Below are 18,716 nucleotides of genomic sequence, written 5' to 3'. Positions count from 1 at the left end.
TTCGCGAGGACGACGGAGGTTTATCGGTTATCCCCGTCGTCCTCGCGAACGCGGGGACCCAGAGTCGCAAGGCGAGCACCCATCACAATCCGCCGCTTACCCCGAGGCTGAACCCCAACGCAGCAGCCAGCGACAACGGCAGCAACAGCGTGTCGAGTAACGCGCTGGCGGGCAAATCGAGCCCTGGGTATTTCGGCGCTTCGGCGCCAAAGCGGTCCAGCGGACAGCAGCCGCCGTTCAAGGTGTACCAATCCAGTCGCGTGCCGGCATACACCACGGGCGCACCCGGCTTGGCGGCGTTCAAGGTGCGGGTGGTGGCGCAGCCGAACAATTGGGCCGCAAGCAGCACCAGCAGCAAGGCCCGCGCGGTTTTATTCATCGCTGCTCAGGTGATGCTCGCCCCAGCGCGGCAGCATGTCTTGGGGAATCCCAAGCACGTTGAGGATGCGCGCCACCACAAAGTCGATCAGGTCGTCGATGGTTTGCGGCTGGTGATAAAAGCCCGGTGCGGCCGGCAAGATCACCGCGCCCATGTTGGAAAGCTTGAGCATGTTTTCCAGGTGAATGCTGGAGAACGGCGCTTCACGCGGCACCAGAATCAGTTGACGGCGTTCCTTCAGCGCCACGTCGGCAGCGCGTTCGATCAGGTTGTTGCAGGCACCCGTGGCAATCGCCGACAACGTGCCGGTCGAACACGGCACCACCACCATCGCCCCCGGTGCGCCGGAGCCGGAGGCCACGGGCGCCATCCAGTCTTCCTTGCCGTACACGCGAATCTGCCCGGGCGCGGCGCCGGTGTATTCGCTGAGGAAGGCCTGCATCATTTTCGCTTTGGCCGGCAGGCTGACGTCGGTTTCAGTAGCCATCACCAGCTGCGCCGCTTTGGAAATCAGAAAGTGCACTTCGCGCTCTTCCTGCACCAGGCAGTCGAGCAGGCGCAGGCCGTATTGCGCGCCGGAAGCGCCGGTCATGGCCAGGGTGACGCGTTCAGGTCCGTTCATCATGGCCTCAGCCCTCCAACGCCGCCGCGAGTTTGCCGTGCAGGCCGCCGAAGCCGCCGTTGCTCATTACCACCACTTGCGTGCCTGGGGTGGCCTGGGCTTTGACAGCGGCGATGATGGCTTCCAGCGAGTCGCACACGTGCGAGGGCACGGTGCAGCTTGCGGTGGTGGCGGCCAGGTCCCAGCCGAGATTCGGTGGGGCGAACCAGTACACCTGATCGGCCTGGGTCACTGAGTCGGGCAAGCCGTCGCGGTGGGCGCCGAGTTTCATTGAGTTGGAGCGCGGTTCGATGATGGCGATGATCTTTGCCGAACCCACACGTTTACGCAGGCCATCCAGAGTGGTGGCAATGGCGGTCGGGTGGTGGGCAAAGTCGTCGTAAATGGTCACGCCGTTCACCTCGGCAACCTTTTCCATCCGTCGCTTCACGTTTTTGAACGCACTCAGTGCTTCGACGCCCTGCGCCGGCACCACGCCGACATGCCGCGCAGCAGCCAGGCACACCAGCGCGTTAGCGACGTTGTGCTGGCCGGTCAGCGGCCAATCGACCACGCCTTGCGCCACACCTTCGAAGCTCACTTCAAAGCGCGAGCCGTCTTCGCTGAGCAGCTTGGCTTGCCATTGCGCGCCGTCGCCGGTGGTTTGCACCGGGGTCCAGCAGCCCATGTCGATCACGCGCTTGAGCGCGGTTTCGGCGGCCGGGTAAATCACCATGCCTTCGCTGGGAATGGTGCGCACCAGATGGTGGAACTGGCGCTCGATGGCGGCCAGGTCCGGGAAGATATCGGCATGGTCGAATTCGAGGTTATTAAGGATGGCGGTGCGCGGGCGGTAGTGGACGAACTTGGAGCGTTTGTCGAAAAACGCGCTGTCGTATTCATCCGCCTCGACCACGAAGAACGGCGTGCCGCCCAGGCGCGCCGACACCGCAAAGTTCTGCGGCACGCCGCCAATCAAAAAGCCCGGGCTCATGCCGGCGTGTTCCAGCACCCACGCCAGCATGCTGCTGGTGGTGGTTTTGCCATGGGTGCCGGCCACGGCCAACACCCAGCGGCCTTGCAGCACATGGTCGGCCAGCCACTGCGGGCCAGACACATACGGCAGGCCTTTATTGAGCACATATTCCACCGCCGGGTTGCCTCGCGACAGGGCGTTGCCCACCACCACCAAATCAGGCGCAGGGTCGAGGTGGGAAGGGTCGTAGCCCTGCATCAGTTCGATGCCCTGAGCTTGCAGTTGGGTGCTCATGGGCGGGTACACGTTGGCGTCGGAACCGGTCACCCGGTGGCCCAGCTCCTTGGCCAGAACGGCCAGCGAGCCCATGAAAGTGCCGCAAATACCCAGAACATGAATGTGCATAACCAACCCCCGGAGAACAGGCGGGCAGGTTACCGCAGGCGTTGGGGATGAACCAGAGAGGTTTGCCAGCGCCCTCCCCCACCACCCGCACGGGCGATGGCAGAGGGGCTGAGCGGCAGCAAAATTTACAGGCGGAAGCTGCCCATTTGTTTGCCCAGATCATCGGCCAGACCGAGCAGGGTTTTGCAGTCCTGGCGGCAGACTTGCACTTCATCCGAGGTGGCATGCGCCAAGTCGGCGATGCCCTGCACGTTGCGGTTGATTTCTTCGGTCACCGACGACTGCTCCTCGGTCGCAGCCGCCACTTGGGTGTTCATGTCGCTGATGCGCTCGATTTGCGCCGTGATCGAACCCAGCGACTCGCCCGTGCGCTGGCTCGACTGCACGCCATTGCCGGTCGCCGCCTGGCCGGCCTGCATCGAGCTGACCGCCGCCTGCGCCCCGGTTTTCAGGCGCTGAATCATTTGCTGAATTTCACCCGTCGAGGCCTGGGTGCGGCTTGCCAGGGTTCGCACCTCGTCAGCCACCACGGCAAAGCCACGGCCCATTTCTCCAGCGCGGGCGGCTTCGATGGCGGCGTTCAAGGCGAGCAGGTTGGTTTGTTCGGAAATGCCGCGAATCACCGACAGCACCTGGTCAATGGACGCCACTTCGTTGGCCAATTCGCCGACGGCGCCGGACGCCTCGCCGATGTCGTCGGACATTTGCTCGATCTGCTTGATTGAACCGCCGACCACTTGCCGCGCTTGCACGGCTTCGTCGCGGGCACTTTGCGAGGTACTGGCAGCGCTGCTGGCGTTGCGGGCGATTTCCTGAACGGTAAGGCCCATCTCATGCACGGCGGTGGCGACCATGTCGGTCATTTCCTGCTGGCGTCCGGCACGGCCGGCGGTGTTTTCCACCACGGTGGCCACTTGGTCGACAGCGGTACGCAGCTTAACGCTGGTGCCGAGCACGGCGCTGATCAAGTCGCGCTGGCTGGCGATGAAGCGGTTGAACCCTCGGGCCAGATCACCCAATTCGTCCTGGCGCGTTTCATTCAGACGGCGAGTAAGGTCGCCACCACCGCCACCTATTTCCACCAGGGCATCGGTCACCTGCTTGATCGGACGCACCAGCCCACGGGCCAGCAGCACCACCAGTCCCAAGGAGAACAGCGCCACCACGAGCCCGATCAGGCTGCTGGTGATCAGCGCCTGGTTGGCGTCGGCGTAGATTTCCGCCTCGGGCACCTCGCTGACCAGTAGCCAACCCAGGGTTTTCAGGGGCTGCGCCACGGCCAGGTAAGCCTCGCCGTCGCGCTCGAAGTGCACAGCCTTGCCGCTGTCGACCAGCAACTTTCCGGCGGCATCGCTACCCAGCAGGTCGCTGAGTTGGCGGGTGTCGTTGAATTCGGCCTGTGGGTGAATCTTTACTTTGCCGTCGGCGCTAACCAGGAAGATCCGCCCGGTTTTGCCAAAGTGAAAGTTGCGCACCAGATCGGACATGGCTTGCAAACCGTAGCCCAGCCCGGCCAAGCCAAGGGTTTTGCCATTGGCGGTGATGCGCTGATTGATAAACAGCGTGGGCTGGTTGGTGGTCTTGTCGGTGTCGATCTGCACCACGCGGTTCTCGCTGCCATCGACAAAGCTGTAGAACCAGCCGTTCTCGGACGGGCCGCGTGTAAGGGTGCGATCCAACTTGGTTTCGGTGAGGTAATGGCCGCTGTCGGCCGCGACAATAAAGGTGGTCAGCGCCTTTTGCTGGCCTTGCACGCCGCGCAGGTAGCGCATGAACGCTTCCTGCTGGGCCGGGTCTTCGCCGTTGGCCAGCCATTCCTCGACCATGCTGTTTTCCGCAATGCTGCGGGCGGCGGTGAGGGGTTCGGTGAGAATCCGTTCCAGGTCATTGCCAATGGCGGTCACGCTGGCCGGCAAGGCCTGCTCGACCAACGCCTTCTCCGCAAGGCGGTTAACCACGGCGGCATAAATGCCGACAACAATCAGAATGCTCGCCAGCAGAGCGGCGCCCATGCTGAGGATTAATTGCCACTGAATACTGCGTTGCCAGAGGCGCATGGGCGGTTACCTGTATGGGCTTGGAGGGAGATTGAAGGCAGATTGTATACAAAGCGACTGACTTTTCGGTCAGCAAATTTCATTGTTATGACTACACGCTTTGTTCTTATCGACCGCCGCTATTAGTAGCTTTAGCTCCTAATCGGCTCTCCCGCTGACCACTCGTCAGGGTTTTCGCTTGGCCTCGCCCTGGGCCACGGTCCACGGCACTAACTGGGCGCTCAAGGCATCGCTGGCCTGACCAAAGGCACGCACCACGTCAGCCACTTGCGCGCTGCTTGCCGGCTGCTGCACATCGAAGCGCCGTGCCGCGAGAATTTTACGGCTGACGCTGTCCACCAGTTGCACGTCCAGGCGCACCACCACCGCCACTTGGCCGTCGTGATATTCGGCCTGGAACGCACGCAGGTCGCTGCTCAACACCACATCGGCCTGAAGCTGCGCGTCGTCGCTGCTCACCTGCTGAACGCGACCGTCGGCCTGGAAGCCATCGAGCAGTCGATTGCGCAGCAGCACCGGGCCGGTGTCGCCCCAGCGCGCGCCCTGGTAATTGCTGATCACACTGCCCTGCGGGACCACTGCGATGCGCGGGCTGTCGAGCACCATGGTCGCCTGCGGTTTGGCCACGCGCAGCGACCAACTCACCGGCGCGCCCGCGCTAACAGCCGACACCGGCGCAGCAGGCAGTTGGTAAATGGTGCTCGGCTCGGTTTTCGGCAAAATTGAACAGGCCGATAACAGGCTCAACAGCCCGAGCATCAACAACGGGCGATGGGCGCGCGGGGTCATGGTTGGAACTCCTTGTTCTTCTCGCCGCCGAGCAGGTAGCCGGCCGGGTCTTCCTGCAGGCGACGGGTAATCGCGCGCAGGCTGCTGAGGGTTTCGCGCAACTCGCCAACCGCCGGGCCAATGGCGCTCAGGCCCTGGGCGCCGGCATTCAGCGAATCGCGGTTTTCATTGAGCAGGTTTTCAATGCTCTGGCTGGCACGGTCCAGCGCGGCCATGGCGTCGCGGGCGCTGTTGAGCGCTTCCTTGCCTTGCTGATCGAGCAGGTTGTTGGCGGTGGCCATGACCTTGCTACTTTGCTCCAGGGTCACGCTGGCTTGGCGCGAAGCGGCGGCCAGTTGTTTGACGATGGCGCGCATGTCCTCGCGCTCATCGGCAATGGCGCCAGTGGCTTGCTCAAGGTGATCAAGCGTGCGGCTGACCCGCGCCACGTTGTCGGGCGACACCAATGCGTTGGCGCTGGCGGCCAGCTTGTTGATGTTGGTCAGCAGGTCTTCACCACTGGCCAGCAGCGCCGTGATCGGCGAGCGGTCGGCAACAATCACCGGCACCTTGCCGGTCTTGCTCACCAGTAATGGACTTTGCGGCGAGCCGCTGTGCATCTGAATAAACGAACCCCCGGTAATGCCCACCAGCGACAACTTGGCGTGGGTGTCTTGCTTGACCGGCGTATCCGCCGCAACGCGAATGCGCGCGCGGACTTTGCGCGGGTCTTTAGGGTCGAGTTTCAAGGCGATCACTTCGCCCACTTTGATGCCGCTGTACTGCACGGTGCTGCCGGGCGACAAACCGTTCACGGCCTCATAAAAGACGATGTCATAAAGGGCGAATTCGCGGTCAGCCGTGGACTTGGCCAGCCACAGGCCGAACAGCAGCGCGGCGCCGACGGCAATCACCGTGAATAAGCCGATCAGCACGTGATGGGCGCGGGTTTCCATATCAGTTGTTCTCCGTTAAACGGGCGCTGGCTTGCAGCGCGGCACGGCCACGGGGGCCATGAAAGTAATCGTGAACCCAAGCGTCCGGCGTGGCCGCCACGGTGGTCAGGTCGCCGGCCACCAGCACGCGTTTCTGCGACAGCACCGCCAACCGATCGCAGATGGTGTACAGCGTGTCGAGGTCGTGGGTGACGAGAAACACCGTCAGGCCCAACGCATCGCGCAGGGTCAGAATCAGTTGGTCAAACGCGGCCGCACTGATGGGGTCGAGGCCGGCCGTGGGTTCGTCGAGAAACACGATTTCCGGGTCCAGCGCCAAGGCGCGGGCCAGCGCGGCACGTTTCACCATGCCGCCCGAGAGCGAATCCGGGTACTTGTAGGCCGCCGTTTCCGGCAACCCAGCCAGGGCCAGTTTCACCACGGCCAGGCTTTCAGCCTCATCGCGGCTAAGGCCGGCGTGCTCAATCAGCGGCAAGGCAATGTTTTCCAAAACCGTGAGCGAGGAAAACAGCGCGCCGGACTGAAACAACACACCGAAGCGGCGCTCGACCTGCGAGCGCTTTTCCGGCGACAGGCTCAGCAAATTTTCGCCGAACACTTTCACGCTGCCGGCCGTGGGCCGTTGCAGGCCGACAATGGAGCGCAGCAGCACCGACTTGCCGGTGCCCGAGCCGCCGACGATGCCGAGAATTTCGCCGCGCATAACGTCCAGGTCCAAATGCTCATGCACCACCTGCGCGCCAAAGGCGTTGGTGAGGTCGCGAACCTCAATCAGGGCGCTCGCTTGTGCACTCACCAGCCCATCTCCATAAAGAACATCGCCGCCACCGCATCCAGCAGAATCACCACAAAAATCGACTGCACCACCGCCGAGGTCGTGTGCTCACCCACCGACTGCGCGCTGCCGCTGACCTTGAAGCCTTCGAGGCAACCAATCACGGCAATCAGAAACGCAAACACCGGCGCTTTGCTCAAGCCCACCAGCAAGTGCTGCACCTCGATGCCCTGAAGAATGGTCAGGTACATGGTCGGCGAAATATTCAGCACCAGCAGGCACACCACGGCGCCGCCGAGAATGCCGGACAGCATGGCCAAAAACGTCAGGATTGGCAGCGACACCAGCAGCGCCAGCACGCGCGGCAGCACCAGCAACTCAATCGGGTTGAGGCCCAGCGTGCGAATGGCGTCGACTTCTTCGTTGGCCTTCATCGAACCGATTTGCGCCGTAAACGCACTGGCCGTGCGACCGGCCATGAGAATGGCGGTGAGCAGCACACCGAACTCGCGCAGAAAGGCGAAGGCCACCAGGTTGACCGTATAAATAGTGGCGCCGAAATTGGCCAGCACCGTGGCGCCGAGAAACGCCACCACCGCGCCGACCATAAACGTCAGCAGCACCACGATGGGCACCGCATCCAGACCGGTTTGCTCGATATTGGAAACCAGCGACGTAACCCGCCAGCGGCGCGGTGCGAACAGGCCGCGCAGCAGAGTTTCCAGCACCAGGCCAATAAACCCGAGCAGCGCCGCGACGCGCTCCCACAAACTCGCGACAAAGCCGCCGATATGCGCGAGCACATCGGCCAAGCCGGCACGGGGTTTGGGTTTTTCTGGTTGGCAGTAAGTACGCAGCGCGGCGCCCACGGAGTTGAGCAGCGCTTGCCGCGCAGGCGTAAGGGACGCATCGCTGGCCGCCAGATCAATCAAGCGCTCCGCACCGAGCAAGTCAGCCAACAGCGCTGCGCCGGAGGTGTCGAGCGCCTGCAGGTCAGCGAGGTGAACGGCGGTGGCGCCATCAAGCCGTGGGCGCATGGTCGCCACGTCGCGGGCCAGCTGGCTGTAATGGGGCAAGGTCCAGTCGCCGCTGATCCTCAGCTGCGCAGGCGATGCGGCGGTGTCTAACTGTAAGGCTGAAGTCATGTAAAACGGCTTACTCATCCTGGGTGGCCGGTAGCGTAGCAACGGCAGGTTACATCACGCGCGCGTTAAGGTGTTTCTTGCTCTTGCCGCTTGCAGATGCGGCCGCCGTTTGTAGCAGCGAGCTGGCTCGCGAAGCTCTAGCCCGGCCCATCGTTTCCAGGATTCGCCGGCAAGCTGGCTCCTACACAGGCAATACCGTACAAATGGAACCGCCAGACGCTGCGCTTGCCCAAGCTTAACGTCGTTGTTCATGCACCCCGAGGACAGAGCATGCAGGTAGAAGGATTCTTCGATTGGCTTGGCCACGCGCTGGGCACGGTTATCCGCTTTATCGTCGACGGGCTGAGCGGCCTGTTGCACCTGATCGGCAACGCCGGCAGCCAGTTCCTGCACGGTCTGTCCAGCGCGCTAGGCATTACCCCATCGTTGCTGAGCATTGTCGCGCTGGTCATCGGTCTGCTGTTTCTCTACAGCGCCGTGCGCGCCTTTATGCGCCGCTCGGTGGTGCTGGGCATTATCTGGTTGCTGCTGGGGTTATGGCTGATCAGTCTATTGATCAGCTAAGCCTGCTGGCTTGCACATTTGTGTCGCCTTCTGCGTTTGCAACCGCGCGGGCAACTGCGAAGCTACAGGCCATACACGCCCGGTAACGGGCGACGGACAGATGTAGAGGCTCACCATGCGAATCAGCTCCCACTTCGACAGCGGCAACATCGAGGTTCACGACCTCAGCAACGCGCAGCACCCGCTGCTGAAAATGCGCAAAGACCTCAACAGCGCCCACTTTCAGTGGTTCCACTTCAAAGCCGAAGACCTCACATCCGGCCAGCGCTACGACTTCAGCATCACCAACGCCGGCGAGGCCGCGTACAGCTGGGCCTGGCCCGGCTATAACGCCGCCGCCTCGTACGACCAAAAAACCTGGTTTCGCGTGCCCACCACCTACGTCGATGGCACGCTGAGCTTTGGCCTGGACGTTGAGCAAGCGCAAATCTGGTTCGCCTACTTCGAACCCTACAGCCGCGAGCGCCACGACTGGCTAATCGACCAGGCGCTGGTCAAAGCCGACGCGCAATTGGTCGCCTGTGGCAAAAGCATCGAAGGCCGTGACATCCAACTGCTGCGTATCAGCCGCACCCCCAACGCACAGCGGAAAATCTGGATCATCGCCCAGCAGCATCCCGGCGAGCACATGGCCGAATGGTTTATGGAAGGCCTGATCGAACGCCTGAAAAACCGCGACGACGCCGAGCTCAACACCTTGCTCAGCAAAGCCGATCTGTACCTGGTGCCCAACATGAACCCCGACGGCGCCTACCGCGGCCACCTGCGCACCAACGCCACCGGCAAAGACCTCAACCGCGCCTGGCAATCGGCCAACGAAACGGAAACCCCGGAAGTGTTCTTCGTGCAACAGCACATGCGCGCGGTGGGCGTGGACTTGTTCCTGGACATCCACGGCGACGAAGAAATCCCCCACGTCTTCACCGCCGCCTGCGAAGGCAACCCCGGCTACACCCCGCGTATCGCCGGCCTGGAAGAACGCTTCCGCCAACGCCTCGTCGCCCACGGCGCCGAATTCCAAACCCGCTACGGCTACCCCCGCAGCGAACCGGGCAAAGCCAACATGGCCCTGGCCTGCAACGCCGTTGGGCAAGAATTTGACTGCCTGTCCTTCACCATCGAAATGCCCTTCAAAGACCACGACGACACCCCAAACCCAACAACGGGTTGGGACGGCAAACGGTCAAAACAACTGGCAAAAGATGTACTAAGCGTGACCGCGAGCATGATCGACGAGCTCCGATAACCCCCCCTCCCCTATAGGAGCGGCTTCAGCCGCGAGTTTTTGATGTGCTTGTGATCGGCTTGTGATCTGCCTGTGATCGGCTTGTGGTCTGGCTCGTGATCTACCGCTCTTGATCTTCCGCTCTTGACCTACCCCGCACCGTTCATCGCAGGCCGAGTGGAGTCGTTGCGTAGGGGGTTGAGCGGCCGGGAGCCGCGAGAGGCGTGTCGGGCCAAGGATGGCCCGTCTCGCCGTGCCCCCGGAGCAGCGACGGAGGGAGGGAAGTCGCAGCGCAGCGCAGACCCAAGGTAGGGGCTAGACCTTTTGGCTTCTTTTGGGGCAATGCCAAAAGAAGCTCGCGCGTAAGGCGCGAAACAAAAACGCTCAGCACAGGCGGTAATGAATACCTCTGTCGATCTACCGTGTACGGCTTGAAATTCTGGATCCCCGCGTTCGCGAGGATGACGGAGGATCGGATAACGAACGCGGCAGAGAAGCTCGCGCGTAAGGCGCGAAACAAGACGTTCAGCGCACGCGGTAATGAATACCTCTGCCGATCTACCGTGCACGGCTTGAAATACTGGATCCCCGCGTTCGCGAGGATGACGGAGGATCTGATAACGAACGCGGCAAAGAAGCTCGCGCATAAAGCGCGAATCAAAAAAGCTCAGCGCACGCGGCAGAGAATACCTGCGAAATCCAACCGCAGACCGCCAGATCGAGGCTAGCTCGGCCCTCGAGCCACCCCTCACCGCATTGAACTCAACCACCCCGTATGCGGCAAACACTGATCCTGCTTACACGTAATCGACGCCACCGGCGGCCCCTGCCGCGCCAACTCCACACGGATGGCGGCCGCGCCATACACCGCGCAAATCGCCAACAGGCCTAAAGCAATCATGCATTTTCTTGTTTTTATAGTCATGGCGACACCTCTGGGAAAAGAGTCCGTACTTCCAGCCTAGGCCAACCACCGCCAGAAGCATCAACCGTTTAGCCATATTCACCGGGCATATAAGCACCTATGGCGCGGTGTCGACGCGCCTCTATACTGCGGCGTCCACAGGAGTCCCCGATGCTGCGCCAAGCCTGGAGCCACGCCCCCACTCACCAGAAAGTCTGGGCGCTGGCCGCGCCCATGATCCTCTCCAATATCTCGGTGCCGCTGGTGGCCTTGGTGGACAGCACCGTGGTCGGGCATCTGCCCCACGCCCACCAGCTCGGCGCCGTGGCGGTGGGCAGCACGTTGTACGTGATGATCGTCGGCATTCTCGGTTTCCTGCGCATGGGCACCACCGGCTTTGCGGCGCAGGCCAGCGGTCGTGCCGATGGCGGCGCGCTGCGGCAGGTGTTGGTGCAGGGACTGGTACTCGCCGCGCTGTTGGCGCTGACCCTCGGCTTGCTCGCGTTGCCGTTTGGCGATATGGCGCTGGGGCTGATGAATCCGTCCGCTGAACTGGATGAACAGACCCGCGCGTTCTTCCACACGCGGCTGTGGGGCCTGCCCGCCGCGCTGGCGAATTTCGCGCTGATCGGCTGGTTCCTCGGCACCCAGAACGCGCGGGCGCCGTTGGCGATTCTGCTGGGCACTAACGTGCTGAATATCGTGCTGTCGTTGTGGTTTGTGCTGGGGCTCGACTGGGGCGTTGTCGGTGCTGCGCGGGCGGCGGTGCTCAGCGAATGGGGCGGCGCGCTGTTGGGCTTGGCGCTAACCAGCGGGGCGCTGCGGCGCTATCCGGGGCGCACCCATTGGGCGGCGATGACGTTGTGGCGAAATTGGCGGCCACTGCTGGCGGTGAACCGCGACATTTTTATCCGCTCACTGGCGCTGCAGGGCGTGTTCTTCCTGCTCACGGTACAAGGCGCGCGACTGGGCGATGAAACCGTCGCGGCCAACGCCCTGCTTCTTAATGGCTTACTGCTGACTGCCTATGCCCTCGACGGGTTTGCCCATGCCGTCGAGGCCCTGTGCGGCCACGCGCTGGGCAGTCGAGACCGGCAAGGCCTGCTGCGCAGTTTGGTGGTGGCCGGCGGCTGGTCGCTGATTGCCAGCCTGGTCTTTGCGCTGTGTTTTGCCGTGGGCGGTCACCTGTTTATCGCCCTGCAAACCGATATCGCCGCCGTGCGCCACACCGCCGACATTTACCTGCCGTACCTCGCGGCTTTGCCGCTGGTGGCTGTGTGGAGTTACTTGCTCGACGGCCTCTTTATCGGTGCCACTCGGGCACGGGAAATGCGCGACTCCATGCTGCTCAGCGTCGCGCTCGCCTTGCCGCTGGCCTGGTGGCTGCAAGATTTCGGCAATCATGGGCTGTGGTTGGCGTTTCTGGCTTTCATGGGACTACGAAGCCTGTGTTTGGGTGTCTATGCTTATCACCTGACCCGCCACGACCTGTGGTTCGTTTCGCCAAGTCCCGAAGGATCAGCGAATGCTCATACCGAAGAATCCCGTTAACGAACTTGTTCGTCAGGAAGTACTGGATAACCAGGAGCTGCTCGATACGCCGGCCGACCCTTATCTCGACGTGCTGGTGCGCATCGTGAGTGAGATGTTCGAGGTGAAAACGGTGCTGATCAGCCTGGTGGATCGCGAGCGTCAATGGTTCAAGGCGCGCCTCGGCTTGGAGGTTCCTGAAACGCCCCGCAGCGTCTCGTTCTGCGGCCACGCGATTCTGCAAGATGACGTGTTTATCGTTGAAGACACCCACACCGACCAACGCTTCGCCGACAACCCGGTGGTCACCGGCCCTCCTTGGCTGCGCTTTTACGCCGGACAACCCTTGTTTGCCCAGGATGGCCACGCTATCGGCACCCTCTGCCTGCTGCACCCGGCGCCCAAAACCCTCAACCGCAAACAGAAACAGCGGTTGCGCGACATGGCCACATTGGCCGAAGGCTATTTGAAGCTGCGCCACGTCAGCGAACAAACCGTACAACTGCGCGCTGCGCTAAGCCGCGAACAACGCAAGACCATGCTCGATACGCTCACCCAAGTGTGGAACCGCGCCGGTCTCGAACACTTCCTGCCGCGCGAACAGGCGCGCGCGGAGGAACGCGGTATGCATCTGGGGCTGCTGTTCTGCGACCTCGACTATTTCAAACGGGTAAACGATGCCCATGGCCACGACGCTGGCGACAAAGTGCTGTGGGAAAGTGCCCGCCGCATTGCCGCCGCGGTACGCCCGCAAGACGTCGTGACCCGCAGCGGCGGCGAGGAATTTGTGGTGCTCACGCAAGTGCACGACGAACAGGAGTTACGCCTGATCGGCGAGCGCATCCGCACCGCCCTGGCCCGCACGCCCATCCCGGCAGGCGAGGTGGAACTGGACCTGACCATCAGCGTCGGCTGCGCGCTGGCCGAGCCGCAGGAAAACCCCGAGCGGGCACTCAAACGCGCAGACAAAGCGCTGTATCACGCCAAGGGCAACGGACGTAATCGTGTGGAGTTTGAAGAATTTGCCGGCAAAGGGCTGAACTGAACAACGCCTAATACCGCGCCGCTTTTGTAGGAGCGAGCTTGCTCGCGAACCCTGAAAACGAGGGAAAATGACGTGTGCAGGGTTCGCTAGCAAGCTAGCTCCTACAGGAGAAATACGTTTTCCCCAGACTGAGAGAACCCAACATGGCCGCCGCCATCGCTGCGTACTTGCACTACCTATCGATCTTCCTGCTGTTCGCCCTGCTCACCCTCGAACACCAACTGTTCAAACTGCCGCTGGACCTGAGCCGCGCCCGCAGCCTGATCCGCATCGACATCGCCTACGGCGCCACCGCTGGCCTGGTGCTGGCAACCGGGGCGGCGCGCGTGATGTGGTACGGCAAAGGGTTGGACTACTACCTGAACAACAGCGTGTTTCACGCCAAGTTCGGCCTGTTCATTCTGGTCGGCCTGATCTCCATCGTGCCCACCTTCGTCTTCCTTAACTGGCGCAACACCCTCAAAGCCGGCGAGCTGCCCACCATCAGCGCCAAGCAAGCGATGCTGGTGACCATGGTCATTCGCATCGAACTGCTGCTCCTGCTGATCATTCCGCTGTTAGCTGCGCTGATGGCTCGGGGTTACGGAGTCATCGGCTCGTAGCGCTCAATTTGATCCGCTACTTATCCGGCAACGCATACGCAATGACGTAATCCCCCCGCTCCGGTGACTGACGGGCGCCGCCGGCGCTGATGACGATGTATTGCTTGCCGGTTTTCGGTGACACGTAGGTCATCGGGCCGGATTGACTGCCGACCGGCAGACGGGACTTCCAGATTTCCTTGCCGTTGCCGCTGTCGAAGGCGCGCAGGTAAAAATCCTGGGTGCCGGCGAAGAACAACAGGCCCGACTGGGTGGCCATGGAGGCGCCCAGCGTCGGCATGCCGATAGGAATCGGCAGGTGCATTTTGATGCCCAGCGGGCCGGTGTCTTGCACGGTGCCGACCGGCACTTGCCAGACCAGCTTGCGGGTTTTCAGGTCGATGGCGGACAGGGTGCCAAACGGTGGTTTCTGGCACGGAATGCCAGCCACTGACAGAAAGCGCTGACGCATCGCGCCGAACGGGGTGCCAGCCTGCGGCACCACGCCCATTTCGATACCGCTGGCGCCAGCGGCAATTTTGTCGCGCGGGATCATGTAGTTGGCCAAGCCCAGGCGCATGTCGTTGACGAACATGTAGTGGGTGTTCGGGTCCACCGAGACACTGCCCCAGTTCATGCCGCCCAAGGAGCCGGGAAATTGCAAGGCGGGGTCCAGGCCTGGCGGGGTGTACACGCCTTCATGACGCATGCTTTTGAATTGGATGCGGCAGAGCAACTGGTCGAAAACGGTGGCGCCCCACATGTCAGCCTCGTACAACTGCTGATTGCCAATCGAGGGCATGTCCACCGAGAACGGCTGCGTCGGTGAGTAGCGCTCGCCCGGCACGTTGCCTTGCGGCACGGGGCGTTCGTCGACCTTGGCAATCGGCACGCCGGTGGCGCGGTTGAGCAGGAAGATTTCGCCTTGCTTGGTGATTTGCGCCAGCGCCGGCTGGGTGCCGCCGGCATCGTCCGGCACATCGTAAAGCAGCGGCTGGGCCGGAATGTCGAAGTCCCACAGGTCGTGGTGGGTCATTTGGAAGTGCCAACGAACGGCGCCGGTGGCGGCTTCGACGGCAACCACCGACGAGCTGTATTTATCGTCCAGTTCGGTGCGGCTGCCGGCCCAGAAATCCGGCGTGGCGTTGCCGGTGGGCAGGTAGATCAGGCCGAGTTTTTCGTCATAAGCCATGGCCGACCACACGTTCGGCGTGCCGCGCGTGTAGGTTTGCCCTTCGGGTGGACGTTGGGTGATTTGCGGGTTGCCCGGGTCCCACGCCCAGACCAATGCGCCGGTGTGCACATCGAAGGCGCGCACCACGCCTGGCGGTTCTTCAGTGGAAAAGTTGTCGGCGACGCGCCCGCCCACGACCACCACATTGCCGGCCACCAACGGGGTTGAGGTTTGCTGGTAGTAGCCCGGTTTAACCTCGCCCATATCAGTGGTCAGGTCGACTGTGCCCTGGTTGCCGAAGTCGCTGCACGGCTCGCCGGTTTCGGCGTTCAAAGCGATCAGGCGGGCGTCAATGGTCGGCAGGAAGATGCGCTTGGCGCAGGCAGCCGGCGCACTCGGCGCGGTGCTTGCTGCCACATTTTCGGCGGCTGGCTGCGCGCTCGGCGCGTCCTCGAAATAGCCCAGCCCCCGGCAGCGCTGCCAGTTGGGCGCCGAGCCTTTGGGGTCGAAGTGCCAACGTTCTTTGCCGGTGTCCACATCCAGCGCGAACACCTTGCCGTACGCAGTGCAGTGGTAGAGCGTGTCGCCGATTTGCAGCGGCGTGTTCTGGTCTTCGGCGCCGGAGCCTGTGCTTTCAGGCAGGTCGCCGGTGCGGAAGGTCCAGGCCACTTGCAGCTTATTGATGTTGTCTTTGTTGATTTGATCGAGCGCGGCGAAACGGTCGCCGTGGGTGGTATTGCCCCAATGCTTCCAGTCTTTCTGCTCCTGCCCTTTGGCCACTGGCGTGACCGGCGCATCGCTGTCGGCGGCCACCATCGGCGTGGGCACAAAGGCGTAGGCGCAGGTGGCAATAATCCCGACGGCCAGCACAGCGCTCAACACGTAGGAAAAGCGCCCGGGCTCGTCATGCAGCTCTGGCGACAGACGTACCAGCGTCGGGTAAAGCAGCGCGACGACCAGACCGATCACGGCAAAGACAAACAGCCGCGATACCAGCGGCCAGAATTCCAGGCCGGTTTCCCACACCGCCCAAATAGCCGAAAGCACTACGATCACGCCAAACAACGCAGCCCCGTTCGGATTGCGCTTGGCAATCAGCACACCGGCGCCCAGGGTCGCCAAACCGCACAAGCCGAAGTACCAACTGCCGCCGAGCACGGCCAGGTAAGCGCCGCCCCCAATCAGGTACAAACCGACCAAGGCAATGGCGATGCCCACGGCTATTACCAACCAGCGGGCGGCTTTGCCGGGGCGCCGGGCGCCAACGGTTATCGGATCTGTCATGCACTGTTCCTCGTGTTCGTTTGCCCGGTCGCGCCGGGCAATTGGCAATCAGATTGGCAACCAAACGTGGCCGGCCAAAACGGCGAGCAAGGGTGCAACATCCGGCGCCAGAGCGGCTGCGCTGGGGTGACTTTTGTGCCGATAATCGCCCACTATGCCCATTCCGCATCGTTTGCGGTTTTCACTGACCTGTATAAAACCGGCCATGACTGCATTGAATCGAATCCCGCCTTACACCCTGCTACTCACCGCGCTCGCCGTCGCCACCGCCAACGCCGAGCAAGCCGTTCCATCCGTACAGCTCGATCCGCTGGTGGTCAGCGGCTCTCGCCAAGCGAGCGACAGCTTTCACCTGCCCTTCTCGGTAGACAGCGTAGATCGCCAGCAGATCAGCGATGGTCAGCTGGGCATCAACGCCTCGGAGGCGCTTAGCCGCGTGCCGGGGCTGGTGGTACAAAACCGTCAGAACTACGCGCAAGACCTACAAATTTCCTCACGCGGTTTCGGTGCCCGTTCGGCGTTTGGCGTGCGTGGCATCAAGCTGATCACCGACGGTATTCCAGCCAGTACGGCCGATGGCCAAGGCCAGGCGGCGACCTTCAATCTGGACACCGCCGAGCGCATAGAAGTGCTGCGCGGGCCGGCGTCTACCCTGTATGGCAGCAACGCGGGCGGCGTGGTTCAGGTCTTTTCGCGTGATCCTGAAGGGCCGCCGACCGTGGGCGCCGAGACCATTTTTGGCAGCGACGGCCTGAACAAAAATCACCTGAGCGCTGAAGGCGCGAGTGAAAAGGCCGGTTTTCTCTTGGACGCTTCGCGCATGGACACCGACGGCTACCGCGACCACAGCGCCGCCCGCCGCGACCAAACCTTCGCCAAGCTCAACCTGAAACCGGACGACGACAGCAAGCTCGCGCTGATTTTCAGCAGCCTGGAGCAGAACGGCACGCAAGATCCGCTCGGTCAGAGCTGGGATGCGTACAAGGCCGACCCGCGCTCGGTGACGGGCAACGCCGAACTCTACAACACGCGCAAAAGCATCGATCACCAGCAGGTCGGGGCGAACTATGAACGCTACATAGGCAACGCGACGTTGCAGGCCACGGCTTATGCGGGCAGGCGCAGCGTGGTTCAGTATTTGTCGATTCCCAAAGGCACCCCGTCAAACGACAATTTCGGCGGCGGCGTTGTGTCGTTCGACAGACGCTTCCACGGCGGCAGCCTGCGTTGGCTGCAACCTGTTGGTGAGGTCGACGTGGTGTTTGGCCTGGATTACGACCAGAGCGAAGATGACCGCCAGGGTTATCAGAACTTCAACGGTGACCAACTGGGCGTGAAAGGCGCGCTGCGCCGCGATGAAAAAGACACCGCCACCAGCCTCGACCCCTACGCCCAGGCGACCTGGCAGGTTGGCGACTGGACGTTGCAGGGCGGCGTGCGCTACAGCACTGTCGAAATTGACGTTGACGATCACTACCTGGCCAACGGCGATGACAGCGGCAATCGTCGCTACGAACAGGCAAGCCCGGCGCTTAGCCTCGGTTATGCCTTTACCCCCGAGCTGAACGGGTATGTCAGCGTGGGTCGAGGGTTTGAAACGCCGACCCAGGGCGAACTGGCGTACGCGCCAAACAACGCTGCCGGGGTCAATTACAACCTCGACCCGTCCACCAGCACCCAATACGAGATCGGTCTCAAAGCTCTGGCCGGCAGCGCCACGCGGGTGAATGCGGCGGTGTTTCAGATCGAGACTGACGACGAAATCGTGGTATTCGCCAATCGCAACGGCCGCACCAGCTACCAGAACGCGGGCCGCACGCTACGGCGTGGTTTTGAGTTGGGCGTGGAAAGTCAGCTCAGCGAGCGTTGGCGCGCAAACCTCGCCTATACGTATCTGCAGGCGCAGTACGACTCGAGCTTCGTCAGCGGCACCCGCGCCATCGACAGCGGCAACAACCTCCCCGGCGTACCGCGCACCACCCTCTTCGCCGAACTCACCTGGCAGCCCATCGACGGCATCAGCACCGCCGTCGAAGGCCTGTACCGCAGCAAGGTCTATGTCGAAGACAGCAACAGCGCCAAGCCTGCGCCGGCGTACAGCGTGTTCAACTGGCGCGCGCGCTTCGAGCAAAAACATGGCGCCTGGACGGTTCACCAACTGGTGCGGCTGGACAACCTGTTCGACAAGCAATACGTGGGCTCGGTGATCGTCGGAGACGGCAATAGCCGGTATTACGAGGCAGCGCCGGGGCGCAGTTGGTACGCAGGGGTGGGGGCTTCTTACCAGTTCGAGTGACTGGGTTTTCAGGATCAAAAGATCGCGGCTACAACCGGAGCCCCGGCCGGC

At 62.4% G+C, this 18,716-nt stretch carries 15 protein-coding genes and 1 pseudogene; 6 read left to right on the top strand and 10 right to left on the bottom strand.

Annotation, left to right across the window (positions count from 1 at the left end; all coding sequences use genetic code 11):
• Positions 1 to 82: 82 nt before the first annotated feature.
• From AC0IW7_RS14480 to AC0IW7_RS14440, 9 genes and pseudogenes are all read right to left on the bottom strand, one after another.
• Complete coding sequence (locus AC0IW7_RS14480) at positions 83 to 379, bottom strand: YceK/YidQ family lipoprotein (protein ID WP_471818911.1); 297 nt, start codon at positions 377 to 379, stop codon at positions 83 to 85.
• A complete protein-coding gene (gene ubiX, locus AC0IW7_RS14475; RefSeq protein ID WP_463552131.1) occupies positions 372 to 1,001 on the bottom strand; it encodes a flavin prenyltransferase UbiX in 630 nt (209 codons plus the stop codon). The genes AC0IW7_RS14480 and ubiX overlap by 8 nt, the downstream gene beginning before the upstream one ends.
• A gap of 7 nt (positions 1,002 to 1,008) precedes the next feature.
• Positions 1,009 to 2,361 (bottom strand): UDP-N-acetylmuramate:L-alanyl-gamma-D-glutamyl-meso-diaminopimelate ligase, encoded by a 1,353-nt coding sequence (gene mpl, locus AC0IW7_RS14470; protein ID WP_471818909.1) that lies wholly within the window; start codon positions 2,359 to 2,361, stop codon positions 1,009 to 1,011.
• A gap of 125 nt (positions 2,362 to 2,486) precedes the next feature.
• Positions 2,487 to 3,215 (bottom strand): methyl-accepting chemotaxis protein, encoded by a 729-nt coding sequence (locus AC0IW7_RS14465; RefSeq protein WP_471818984.1) that lies wholly within the window; start codon positions 3,213 to 3,215, stop codon positions 2,487 to 2,489.
• Between the two features lie 135 nt (positions 3,216 to 3,350).
• Positions 3,351 to 4,373, bottom strand: a pseudogene (locus AC0IW7_RS14460) (PDC sensor domain-containing protein); the annotation flags it as partial.
• Between the two features lie 210 nt (positions 4,374 to 4,583).
• Positions 4,584 to 5,207, bottom strand: coding sequence for an ABC-type transport auxiliary lipoprotein family protein (locus AC0IW7_RS14455; RefSeq protein ID WP_471818907.1), 624 nt, complete (start codon positions 5,205 to 5,207; stop codon positions 4,584 to 4,586).
• Positions 5,204 to 6,142, bottom strand: coding sequence for an MlaD family protein (locus AC0IW7_RS14450; protein WP_463540187.1), 939 nt, complete (start codon positions 6,140 to 6,142; stop codon positions 5,204 to 5,206). Before AC0IW7_RS14450 ends, AC0IW7_RS14455 begins: the two co-directional genes overlap by 4 nt.
• 1 nt (position 6,143) lies before the next feature.
• Positions 6,144 to 6,938: an ABC transporter ATP-binding protein gene (locus AC0IW7_RS14445; RefSeq protein ID WP_471818905.1), complete on the bottom strand. Its 795-nt coding sequence runs from the start codon at positions 6,936 to 6,938 to the stop codon at positions 6,144 to 6,146.
• Positions 6,935 to 8,062, bottom strand: coding sequence for an MlaE family ABC transporter permease (locus AC0IW7_RS14440; RefSeq protein ID WP_122493264.1), 1,128 nt, complete (start codon positions 8,060 to 8,062; stop codon positions 6,935 to 6,937). The genes AC0IW7_RS14445 and AC0IW7_RS14440 overlap by 4 nt, the downstream gene beginning before the upstream one ends.
• Before the next feature lie 270 nt (positions 8,063 to 8,332).
• On the opposite strand from AC0IW7_RS14440, the gene AC0IW7_RS14435 reads away from it, so the two are divergent.
• The 5 genes from AC0IW7_RS14435 to AC0IW7_RS14415 all read left to right on the top strand — a co-directional run bounded on the left by AC0IW7_RS14435 (position 8,333) and on the right by AC0IW7_RS14415 (position 13,932).
• Positions 8,333 to 8,626, top strand: coding sequence for a hypothetical protein (locus AC0IW7_RS14435; RefSeq protein ID WP_122493265.1), 294 nt, complete (start codon positions 8,333 to 8,335; stop codon positions 8,624 to 8,626).
• A 115-nt stretch (positions 8,627 to 8,741) separates the two neighbouring features.
• Positions 8,742 to 9,872: a M14 family metallopeptidase gene (locus tag AC0IW7_RS14430; RefSeq protein ID WP_471818903.1), complete on the top strand. Its 1,131-nt coding sequence runs from the start codon at positions 8,742 to 8,744 to the stop codon at positions 9,870 to 9,872.
• 1,054 nt (positions 9,873 to 10,926) lie between these two features.
• Positions 10,927 to 12,306 carry an MATE family efflux transporter gene (locus AC0IW7_RS14425; protein WP_471818901.1) on the top strand — a complete coding sequence of 460 codons (1,380 nt, stop codon included), beginning with the start codon at positions 10,927 to 10,929 and terminating at the stop codon, positions 12,304 to 12,306.
• Entirely contained in the window at positions 12,281 to 13,330 is a 1,050-nt protein-coding gene (locus AC0IW7_RS14420) for a sensor domain-containing diguanylate cyclase (RefSeq protein WP_471818899.1), read from the top strand. The genes AC0IW7_RS14425 and AC0IW7_RS14420 overlap by 26 nt, the downstream gene beginning before the upstream one ends.
• A 143-nt stretch (positions 13,331 to 13,473) precedes the next feature.
• The gene (locus AC0IW7_RS14415) at positions 13,474 to 13,932 is read left to right on the top strand and encodes a DUF2214 family protein (protein ID WP_463550647.1); all 459 of its coding nucleotides are present in this window, start codon (positions 13,474 to 13,476) and stop codon (positions 13,930 to 13,932) included.
• A gap of 16 nt (positions 13,933 to 13,948) precedes the next feature.
• Here AC0IW7_RS14415 and AC0IW7_RS14410 read toward each other — a convergent pair whose 3' ends face one another.
• Positions 13,949 to 16,369, bottom strand: a complete 2,421-nt coding sequence (locus AC0IW7_RS14410; protein WP_471818898.1) for a glucose/quinate/shikimate family membrane-bound PQQ-dependent dehydrogenase — start codon at positions 16,367 to 16,369, stop codon at positions 13,949 to 13,951.
• A gap of 205 nt (positions 16,370 to 16,574) precedes the next feature.
• Between AC0IW7_RS14410 and AC0IW7_RS14405 the strand changes: the two genes are divergently transcribed.
• Positions 16,575 to 18,665 (top strand): TonB-dependent receptor family protein, encoded by a 2,091-nt coding sequence (locus AC0IW7_RS14405; RefSeq protein WP_471818896.1) that lies wholly within the window; start codon positions 16,575 to 16,577, stop codon positions 18,663 to 18,665.
• The last annotated feature ends 51 nt before the right edge of the window (positions 18,666 to 18,716 follow it).

Source organism: Pseudomonas sp. AC229, assembly GCF_979254655.1.
This window is presented reverse-complemented; position numbering and strand designations above follow the sequence as displayed.

Excerpts from the sequence above, each read along its gene's own strand:
- AC0IW7_RS14480 (WP_471818911.1), bottom strand. The coding sequence starts at position 379 with ATGAATAAAACCGCGCGGGCCTTGCTGCTGGTGCTGCTTGCGGCCCAA.
- ubiX (WP_463552131.1), bottom strand. The coding sequence starts at position 1,001 with ATGAACGGACCTGAACGCGTCACCCTGGCCATGACCGGCGCTTCCGGC.
- mpl (WP_471818909.1), bottom strand. The coding sequence starts at position 2,361 with ATGCACATTCATGTTCTGGGTATTTGCGGCACTTTCATGGGCTCGCTG.
- AC0IW7_RS14465 (WP_471818984.1), bottom strand. The coding sequence starts at position 3,215 with ATGGTCGCCACCGCCGTGCATGAGATGGGCCTTACCGTTCAGGAAATC.
- AC0IW7_RS14455 (WP_471818907.1), bottom strand. The coding sequence starts at position 5,207 with ATGACCCCGCGCGCCCATCGCCCGTTGTTGATGCTCGGGCTGTTGAGC.
- AC0IW7_RS14450 (WP_463540187.1), bottom strand. The coding sequence starts at position 6,142 with ATGGAAACCCGCGCCCATCACGTGCTGATCGGCTTATTCACGGTGATT.
- AC0IW7_RS14440 (WP_122493264.1), bottom strand. The coding sequence starts at position 8,062 with ATGACTTCAGCCTTACAGTTAGACACCGCCGCATCGCCTGCGCAGCTG.
- AC0IW7_RS14435 (WP_122493265.1), top strand. The coding sequence starts at position 8,333 with ATGCAGGTAGAAGGATTCTTCGATTGGCTTGGCCACGCGCTGGGCACG.
- AC0IW7_RS14430 (WP_471818903.1), top strand. The coding sequence starts at position 8,742 with ATGCGAATCAGCTCCCACTTCGACAGCGGCAACATCGAGGTTCACGAC.
- AC0IW7_RS14425 (WP_471818901.1), top strand. The coding sequence starts at position 10,927 with ATGCTGCGCCAAGCCTGGAGCCACGCCCCCACTCACCAGAAAGTCTGG.
- AC0IW7_RS14420 (WP_471818899.1), top strand. The coding sequence starts at position 12,281 with ATGCTCATACCGAAGAATCCCGTTAACGAACTTGTTCGTCAGGAAGTA.
- AC0IW7_RS14415 (WP_463550647.1), top strand. The coding sequence starts at position 13,474 with ATGGCCGCCGCCATCGCTGCGTACTTGCACTACCTATCGATCTTCCTG.
- AC0IW7_RS14410 (WP_471818898.1), bottom strand. The coding sequence starts at position 16,369 with ATGACAGATCCGATAACCGTTGGCGCCCGGCGCCCCGGCAAAGCCGCC.
- AC0IW7_RS14405 (WP_471818896.1), top strand. The coding sequence starts at position 16,575 with ATGACTGCATTGAATCGAATCCCGCCTTACACCCTGCTACTCACCGCG.